This is a genomic window from Variovorax sp. GrIS 2.14, assembly GCF_046115955.1.
GTDB lineage: Bacteria > Pseudomonadota > Gammaproteobacteria > Burkholderiales > Burkholderiaceae_C > Variovorax.
Genome location: NZ_JBJXIA010000056.1, coordinates 1 through 7,791 on the forward strand (window position 1 = coordinate 1; position 7,791 = coordinate 7,791).

Sequence of the window (7,791 nt, forward strand, 5' to 3'; positions counted from 1 at the left end):
AGAGCTCGAACCCACTGGTGCCAAGGCTGATTTGACTCATCTGTGGTCAACGTTCAAGCAGATGTTGCGGTGGACTTATGCAGACCATCCCTAGGCTTGATTCATGACAAAGCAGGAGGAACTAACCGACGTCGCGGCTTTGCTGCGTTGATCACAGGCTCCGCCTGCGGCCGCTGCTCCACCGCTGCGATCGCACGCTCCAGCAGCGCCTTCGTAGCCTCGTGCACGGTCTCCTCACGTGCGAGCGCACTGTCACGATCTGTCATGCGCGCGGTCATGGCTTCCAGCGCCGCGCGCGTCGTCGCGAGCTCACTCAGATGCCTTGCGGTGACGAGGGCCCCCGTTGCGATCTCCCGCTCGAGTGATGTCTTGGTGGCCTGCGCGGCGAGCGCCGCTTCGCTGGCCTGCAGCTCGACCGACTGGCGACGGGCAAGCTCTTTTGCGCCGGCGGCGGTGGCCAAGCGGGCCTCCTCGCGGGCGCGGTCGATCTCCAGCAGCTGCCGGCGCTCGTGCGCGTCATGTCGTTCCTGCTGCTCCTTGAGTGACCTGGCATGGGCGGCGCTGTTGGCCTCGGACTCCAGGCGCATCGCGTCGATCCGGCGCGCGGAGAGGCCGAGGGCGGCCCGGGCCTCATCGAGTTGACCGGTCAGGGCGCTGCGCTGCCCCTCCAGATCTACGGTCTGGCGCTGCGCCGCGGTCAGTGCCTCGCGGGTGGTGGCCAGCGTTTCTTCCATGCTGGCACGCGAGGCCTCCAGGCTGCGCTCGCGCTCGCCCAGTGCGAGCTCGCTGGCCTGCAATGCGGCGCGGTCCTCCTGCAACTGCACCCGGACCGTTTCGATGCCGACCTCGGCTATGCGCTCCGAATGCCGCAGTGCGCTTTGCCAGAGCTCGCGCATCGAATCGAGCACGGGCGCGGGGAAGCCAAGGATCTGCTCGACGGAGGCCGGCCCCGTGCCCGTGGACAGCGCCATCTTCTGCTTCCACCAGGCGTCCAGCATCGGGCCGATCGTGTTCGGCGAGCCCCGTCCGAGCTTCTGGCGCGTTCGCTCGTTGGTGGGACGGATGCCCTCCAGCCATAAGGAGTCGCAGGCTTCGGACACGTCGTCCTGCTGGACGCCGCGCGAGGAGGAAAAGGTTCTTTGTTCCATGAATTATTCCGGGGATGGCGTGGTGCGTGGAGCGTGGGCGAGGCCGGCGGCGATTTCTTCGGCACTGCGGACCAACGCGAACCGGAACTTTGACTGGACATTCATTTCTAGGCTTTCCTGCGCGCCGACGACGCGAATTTGCAACTCGACCCCCAAGCTACACGCGAAACCGCGCGACAAGCTTGGGCGCCCTGCTTACCACGGATAAGGTAAACTTATCCGTGGTAGAAGGTGTACGACATAACAAATGGTACAACACAGGATAACGTTTTGTATAGACCGGCATGGGCGAAATCCGGTTATGTCAAATGGATGCGGCTGAAATCGCACCGGTGAACGCGCCAACAATGAGGACGACGATGAACTTCGACCCCGAAAAAACAGCTGATGAAAAGGCTGATGCAAAGGCAGATGCAAAGGCAGATGTCGGCAGTCATTCCAGCGGCCGCGTGCTGGCGACCAGCGCCACGCCGGCGACCTTGAAAAGCAGGTTCGACCTCGAGGCGGCCGCCGTGAGCGATGCCACGGCGCGGGCCGCCGACGAGCTGGCCAAGGAAGGCCGCTCGGAGAACACCGTGGCCTCCTATGCGGGCGCGCTGCAATACTGGGCCGCCTGGTATGCGCTGCGGCGCGAGACGATGCTGGTGGACCTTCAGGGGGACTCGGACACCGAAGCGGAGATCTTGCGTGCCTGGGGGCCGTCCAGCCTCACGCTGCCCGTCGCCTTCCCGGTGGTGGTCACCTTCATCACCGACCATGCCGAGCGCAAGTCGAAGTCGACGCTCTCGGGCCTCACCTGTGAATTGCCGCCCGAGGTTGATGCGGCGCTGGTCAGAAGCCGCGCCAAGGGCAAGCCCGGCCCGATGAAGCTCAGCACCCTCCTCCACCGGGTGAGCGTGCTGTCCAAGGCGCACAAACTGAGCGGTGCGGCGAGCAATCCCTGCCAGGACGAGCGCGTCAAGGCGCTGCTCGACCTGACGCGGCGCGCCTACGCCAAGCGCTCTGCCCTCGCGACCAAGCAGACCGCCCTCACCGCCGACCTGTTGGCCCAGTTGCTGGCGACCTGCGACCGCACCCTGGCCGGCCGGCGCGACCGCGCCCTCCTCACCTTCGCCTGGGCCACCGGCGGCCGCCGGCGCTCGGAGGTCGAAGCCGCGACGCTGGAGAACCTGCAGCCCACCGGCGAGAGCTTCGTCTACCGGCTGGGCCACTCCAAGGCGAACCAGCTGGGGCAGGATCTGCCGGAGAACTACAAGCCCCTGGTGGGCTCCGCTGCCGAGGCGATGCGCGACTGGCTCGGCGCCCTGCGTGCGGCCAGGATCACCAGCGGGCCGATCTTCCGGCGCGTGCTGGCGGGCGACCGCATGGGCACACCGCTGGGCGCCGAGGGGGTGCGGTTCATCGTGAAGTCACGCTGCGCGGCCGCGGGACTGGACGGCCGCTTCTCGGCGCACTCGCTGCGCTCGGGCTTCGTGACGGAGGCCGGGCTTCGCGACATGCCGATCGGCGAGGCCATGGCCATGACGGGGCACCGCACCGTGGCCACCTTCCAGGGCTACTACCAGTCGGCAGCGATCCGGCGCAGCAAGGTGGCCAGCATGCTGGATACGCCGCCGCCGAAGGACGCGTAGGCCGGGGCTCGACAGGTTTGCGCTAGTAGTCGGACTGTCTGATGCACATTTCACCTGCAGACTATGGGCGACAGCTTCGTTTAGCGAAGCGACCACTCGCGGGCTCAAAACATCAAAAACTACCAAAAAATATCGTACTCTATGATCTACCGGGTATACATGCTTATACTTTGTTAGATTGTCATAGATATGGAGTCGACTATGGATCCCGTTCGGAACCCTTTTGCGCCGGGGGCAGGCAGCCAACCGCCTGAGCTTGCGGGTCGTCAACCCATTCTGGATGAAGCGAAGGTAGCAATCCAGAGGGCGCTTCTCGGGAGGTCCAGCCGCTCACAGATGCTGCTGGGGTTGCGGGGCGTTGGCAAGACTGTCCTGCTGAACAAAATTCAGGAGATTGCTGAAGCGGAAGGTCACATCACATCTTTTATAGAAGCGCCCGAAAACAAGCGATTGGGCGAGCTGTTGACCCCTCGTATCAGCCAAGCGCTGCGCAAGCTTTCGCTCACCGAAACGGCCAAGGTAAGCGCAAACAAAGCCTTGCGAGCCCTGAAATCCTTCGCGAGCGTTTTCAAAGTCTCCTACGAGGGGGTGGCTATATCCGTGGACCCTGAAGTTGGCGTTGCCGACAGCGGCGATCTGGAGACGGACCTTGCCGAGCTGTTCGTGCGGGTGGGAGAGGCTGCTCTCGCTGCCGGCAAGGCGTGGACGATACTTGTCGACGAAGTCCAGTACCTCAAAGCAGAGGATCTGGCTGCACTGATCGTCGCGCTGCACAAGGTCAACCAGAAGGGTTTGCCCGTCCTTTTCTTCGGAGCGGGGTTGCCGCAGGTGGCGGCGCTTTCTGGCGATGCGAAGTCATACGCCGAGCGGTTGTTTCACTATCCAGTTGTGGGAGCGTTGGAGCTCGCAGATGCCAGGACGGCAATAAGGCAGCCAGTTGAAGACGAAGGTGAATCCATCACCAGCGATGCGTTGGACGAGATTTTCGCAAGGACTCGTGGCTACCCTTACTTTCTTCAAGAGTGGGGCTACCAGTGTTGGAACATCGCGGAAACAGGCGCGATCACTATGGCAGACGCGGCAAAGGCGGCAAGCGATGCAACTAGGCGACTGGATGAAGGTTTTTTCAAAGTACGATTCGACAGACTGACACCCAAGGAGCGCGAATATGTCATCGCGATGGCCAAGCTTGGCAATGGCCCATATCGCTCCTCAGAAGTTGCAGAACGCTTAGGCGAAAGCCATCAGAGTCTTGGGCCGCGGCGCTCGCAGATTATCAACAAGGGAATGATCTACAGCCCGTCGCATGGCGATATCGCCTTTACCGTGCCAATGTTCAACGAGTATCTGATCCGCAACTTCGACAAGGACCTGTAGCTGCGAGGTCAGGGTAGGTTGAACACCTGGCTCACTTGTACTTCGGCACTGTCCGCAAAAATGGGGGTGCAGCGGATTTCTTGGACTACCTTTGGAGGTAGTCCAAGAAATCCGCCGCACCCCCTCTGGGTCAGATATGAGCCGGCGCCAACACACGATGCCAGCGTCGGCGTTAGTTGGTAGTTGCTGGGAGAATCACAGCCACGCGGGCAGCGTCAATCGCGGCGATGGCAGAGGGCCTCCTCACCCGTCCTCGGCTATGGTCGCGGGGTTCAGCTTGGCTAGCGCCGTTTCAACTGTTTAATCTGTATTGATGTCGGCGTTCGCGTTGTTTCGAGCAAAGCCTTCGTCATGGATCTGAAAGGTCTCGGACGTTGCGGGACGGCTATCGGCTTCAAGCACGCGCCATTGAACCCGTCCGTCGGGCGTCGCGATGAGCAAGGGCAGCCCCATCGCGCGACTCCAGCAAATGCGGCTGTCTTTGTCTTGATTCGACAGTCGATACCAGCGACAGTCCGCAATGGCTGGGCCAACGCTCCGCAGCGCAGCGGTTTGGCGCAACTCGTAGGGGCCCGACGGTCGGGTCAGGCCATGGCCCATACCGAACCAGTCGACAAAGTGACCCACGCGATAAAGATTCGTGCGATCGACGTCGGTGCGGATCTTCCGGCGAAGGTCGAGAACAGCCATGCGCCACTCCGGATCGTTCGCTGATCTGTTTACGAAGGTTTCGACAGCATCATCCGTCCGGCGCCTCAATCGTATTTCGTGGTCGCGCCAAACCTCCAGCTGATGCGTGGTTCCGGCAGACACGTAAGCGGCTCGAAAGTGCATCGAAGGCGCCGCGCCGTCGGCGTTAAACACCTTGTCGAAATCCAGGCGAGCAGCCGAAGCCTCGGAAGCGTAGGCCGATGGGTTTACGGAAGCGAGAATGACCGCAAAAACGACAGCACTCGCACCGCATGCAAGCTTTTTTGCACGGGCGAGAAAGTCAATCATGAAGGTCTGCATGGCGTTACTTGCGAATCGCCTGTGCGTAGTCGAAGTAGCGATATGTTTTGCCATCCACCGAAAGATCCTTGACCGCCAGATTGATCGAATAGGTGCCGACGGTGAGTGCGGTGTCAACGGCTGCACCGCTCGGGTCGGTCGGGAGCTTGAACACAAGGCCGGTGGCCGCTGTGGGCGGCGTGACCACGCTGGTTTTGACTGTCGGCGCGCTCGCGTTGACGGGTGTGAGCAGCGCTTCGTTCAGGACTCGGCCGTCAGCCTGCGGCATCGACTGCCCAAGGATGTAAGCCACCGTGGGAGCGACATCGACGTTGCCGGTGGGGGTACTGACCGTCACGCCCGAGCGGAACGCGGGGCCACTGGCCAGAAGCGTGTTGTGCACGTCGATCGGGCTGAAGCTGCCGTGCATGCCGCGATTGCCGCCAAAGCTTTCAAACTCGATGCCCGGCAAGCCGTTGATTTTTTGCTGGGCATCCCAGCTGAAACTGACCACCACGTCGGGCTGACCCTTGTTCTGGCGCGTACTGTTCTCAAGGTTGACCATCGACATCGGTAGCGTGCCGGCCAGGGCGCCGTAGCGACTGTCCACGAACACCGACCCGAACTCTTCACGAGACTGCAGGAAGCGAACCAGGTTGCCTACCGTGGTGGCGTCATGGTCAGGTACGTAGAAATAGTCCGAGCCGCCGTTGGCCGCGATCACGATACCGGTCGATGGCACAGCAGCTGGCACCTTGAAGCTTGCCACCGGGGTCGCCAACGTGCCGCTGATGGCTTGGAATTTGGTGTTTGCAGTTCCGCAAAGTGTGCCCGTCGTGTCCACGCTCACGGGATAGACAGCCGAACCATCTGCCTTGATACCGGCCATCGGTGTGGTGGTGCAGCCATTGCCATCGAAAGCTTTGAAGCCGGCGAAGGTCAGCAGGTCGGCCGACCGGACGTCACCCGATACGGAAAACCCGTTGAGCGCGTCGACACCTGCCAGAGCGGCGTTGGTGACACCTGCGGTCACCGAGGTGCTGGGCGTGATTGCACGCAAGGGGAACAAGGCGGTCGGTCCCGAAACATTGCTGTGGGCGTGATCTGAGACGACGATGATGTTGGTGGTGGCATCCAGTCCAGCGGCTTTCAATCCTGCCTGCAACTCGCCGAGCCGGGCGTCCTGTGAAGCCAGCGCCTTTCGGTAGTTCAGCGAGCCGGGGCCGTACGCGTGCTGGGTGTTGTCAGGCGTGCGAAACCAGATCAGCGACAGATCGGGAAGCTTCTTTGGAAGGATGTAGTCGGTGTACACCTTCATCATGTATTTGTTGGCGCCGTCTTCGGGGGCGCCTTGCGTCGAGTCGGTTGCATCGCGTGCCTGGACGCCGTTGGGCAGCGCAAAGGTCAAAGCACCAGCGCGAGCTGTCGGATTGCCGTTTGCGGCCGTGAGTGTGAGCGTGCCAGCGGGATAGGCGAATCCCGTGTTGGCGGGCAATGCGAAGTTCGCTGTTTGGAGCTCGGTCGCCAGAGTCAGCGGCAGCACGGTGTTTTCATCAAGAAAGAACCCACCCCGTCCAAGATCTTGCAAGTACGCAGCGCCCGACTTGCCGATCGCCGCGGTTTTGAGGCCGGCATCCTGTGCAGTCTTGAAAAGTGACTTCACCAGCAGCAGCTGGCCTCCATAGTAGTCATTGAGCGTGGTGAGTACCGCGTAGTCCTCGGTGAATACGGGATCCACATAGTCCTGTGCGGCGCCTGCGGCAGACTTGCCGATCGGTACCGGCTGGGCGGCGCTGGCCTGTGGCGGCGTCCAGAACGTATTGCCGTAAAAGCCGCTTGATTTCGGAAAGGAACCCGACGCGAACGACGAACTGTTCATCATCGTGAACGTGGGGTACGTGGAGTGGTTGTCGGCAAACTGGACACCTCGTTGCTGCAGTGCAAAGAGGTTTGGTGTGTCGGCAGCGGTGACGGAGTCGGGGCGCAAGCCGTCCCATACCATGACGATGGTGCGCTTCGAAGCGACCACCGGCGGGGTGACTGGCGCGACTGGCGGCGCTGGCGTGACCGCCGGGGGCGTCGTTGCAACAGATGTCGACGACGGCACAAAGCCGCTGTACCCCGACCCACCGCCGCCGCACGCGTAAAGCAAAGCGGCCGTAACCGAAGTGACAACCCAAATGGCTTTTGATTTCATGTTATTCCGCGAAGTTATGTACTACGAAAGATTGTTTATTCAACTGGTGACAAATTCATGACGCCGCGCCTGCGCCCTGCCGAACGGTGTCTCGCGGGGGGTGCGGCCGCATTCCAGGTCACCCGTCCGAGACTTGACCGCAGAGCCTGAAGTGAGGGCTTTTGGCGGCGCGCAGGTCGCCGTTGGCTGTATACCCGTTCGGGCGCTACTTCAGAGCGACGGTCTTGCCCGACGTGTCCTTGATATCGCCCCACGACTTGGTGATGGCGGTCTTCACGCTGTCGGGCATCGGCACGTAGTCGAGGTCGTCAGCCGTCTTGTCGCCGCTCTTGTAGGCCCAGTCGAAGAACTTAAGCACGCTGGTCGCGTTGGCTGGCTTGTCTTGCACCTTCTGCATCAGGATGAAAGTGGCGCCCGTGATCGGCCATGCGTCCTTTCCATTCTGGTT

5 protein-coding genes and 1 pseudogene are annotated in these 7,791 nt (G+C 61.8%); 2 read left to right on the top strand and 4 right to left on the bottom strand.

Annotated features, from left to right (window positions below; all coding sequences use genetic code 11):
- Window positions 1-101: 101 nt before the first annotated feature.
- On the bottom strand, window positions 102-1,148 hold the full coding sequence (locus RCH10_RS26850) for a DNA-binding protein (protein ID WP_409054742.1): 1,047 nt from the start codon (window positions 1,146-1,148) through the stop codon (window positions 102-104).
- 359 nt (window positions 1,149-1,507) lie between these two features.
- Between RCH10_RS26850 and RCH10_RS26855 the strand changes: the two genes are divergently transcribed.
- Window positions 1,508-2,779: a tyrosine-type recombinase/integrase gene (locus RCH10_RS26855; RefSeq protein ID WP_323499469.1), complete on the top strand. Its 1,272-nt coding sequence runs from the start codon at window positions 1,508-1,510 to the stop codon at window positions 2,777-2,779.
- Window positions 2,780-2,980: 201 nt separating this feature from the next.
- Window positions 2,981-4,156 (top strand): ATP-binding protein, encoded by a 1,176-nt coding sequence (locus RCH10_RS26860; protein WP_323499470.1) that lies wholly within the window; start codon window positions 2,981-2,983, stop codon window positions 4,154-4,156.
- Window positions 4,157-4,456: 300 nt separating this feature from the next.
- On the opposite strand, the gene RCH10_RS26865 is transcribed toward RCH10_RS26860, so the two are convergent.
- The 3 genes and pseudogenes from RCH10_RS26865 to RCH10_RS26875 form a co-directional block, all read right to left on the bottom strand.
- Window positions 4,457-5,167: a hypothetical protein gene (locus RCH10_RS26865; RefSeq protein ID WP_323499471.1), complete on the bottom strand. Its 711-nt coding sequence runs from the start codon at window positions 5,165-5,167 to the stop codon at window positions 4,457-4,459.
- A gap of 4 nt (window positions 5,168-5,171) precedes the next feature.
- Window positions 5,172-7,343 carry an alkaline phosphatase family protein gene (locus tag RCH10_RS26870; protein ID WP_409054743.1) on the bottom strand — a complete coding sequence of 724 codons (2,172 nt, stop codon included), beginning with the start codon at window positions 7,341-7,343 and terminating at the stop codon, window positions 5,172-5,174.
- A gap of 205 nt (window positions 7,344-7,548) precedes the next feature.
- Window positions 7,549-7,791 (bottom strand): annotated as a pseudogene (locus tag RCH10_RS26875) (phosphate ABC transporter substrate-binding protein PstS); the annotation flags it as partial.

Bases quoted from the DNA above. Each gene is read 5' to 3' on its own strand.
- RCH10_RS26850 (WP_409054742.1), bottom strand. From the start codon at position 1,148: ATGGAACAAAGAACCTTTTCCTCCTCGCGCGGCGTCCAGCAGGACGAC.
- RCH10_RS26855 (WP_323499469.1), top strand. From the start codon at position 1,508: ATGAACTTCGACCCCGAAAAAACAGCTGATGAAAAGGCTGATGCAAAG.
- RCH10_RS26860 (WP_323499470.1), top strand. From the start codon at position 2,981: ATGGATCCCGTTCGGAACCCTTTTGCGCCGGGGGCAGGCAGCCAACCG.
- RCH10_RS26865 (WP_323499471.1), bottom strand. From the start codon at position 5,167: ATGCAGACCTTCATGATTGACTTTCTCGCCCGTGCAAAAAAGCTTGCA.
- RCH10_RS26870 (WP_409054743.1), bottom strand. From the start codon at position 7,343: ATGAAATCAAAAGCCATTTGGGTTGTCACTTCGGTTACGGCCGCTTTG.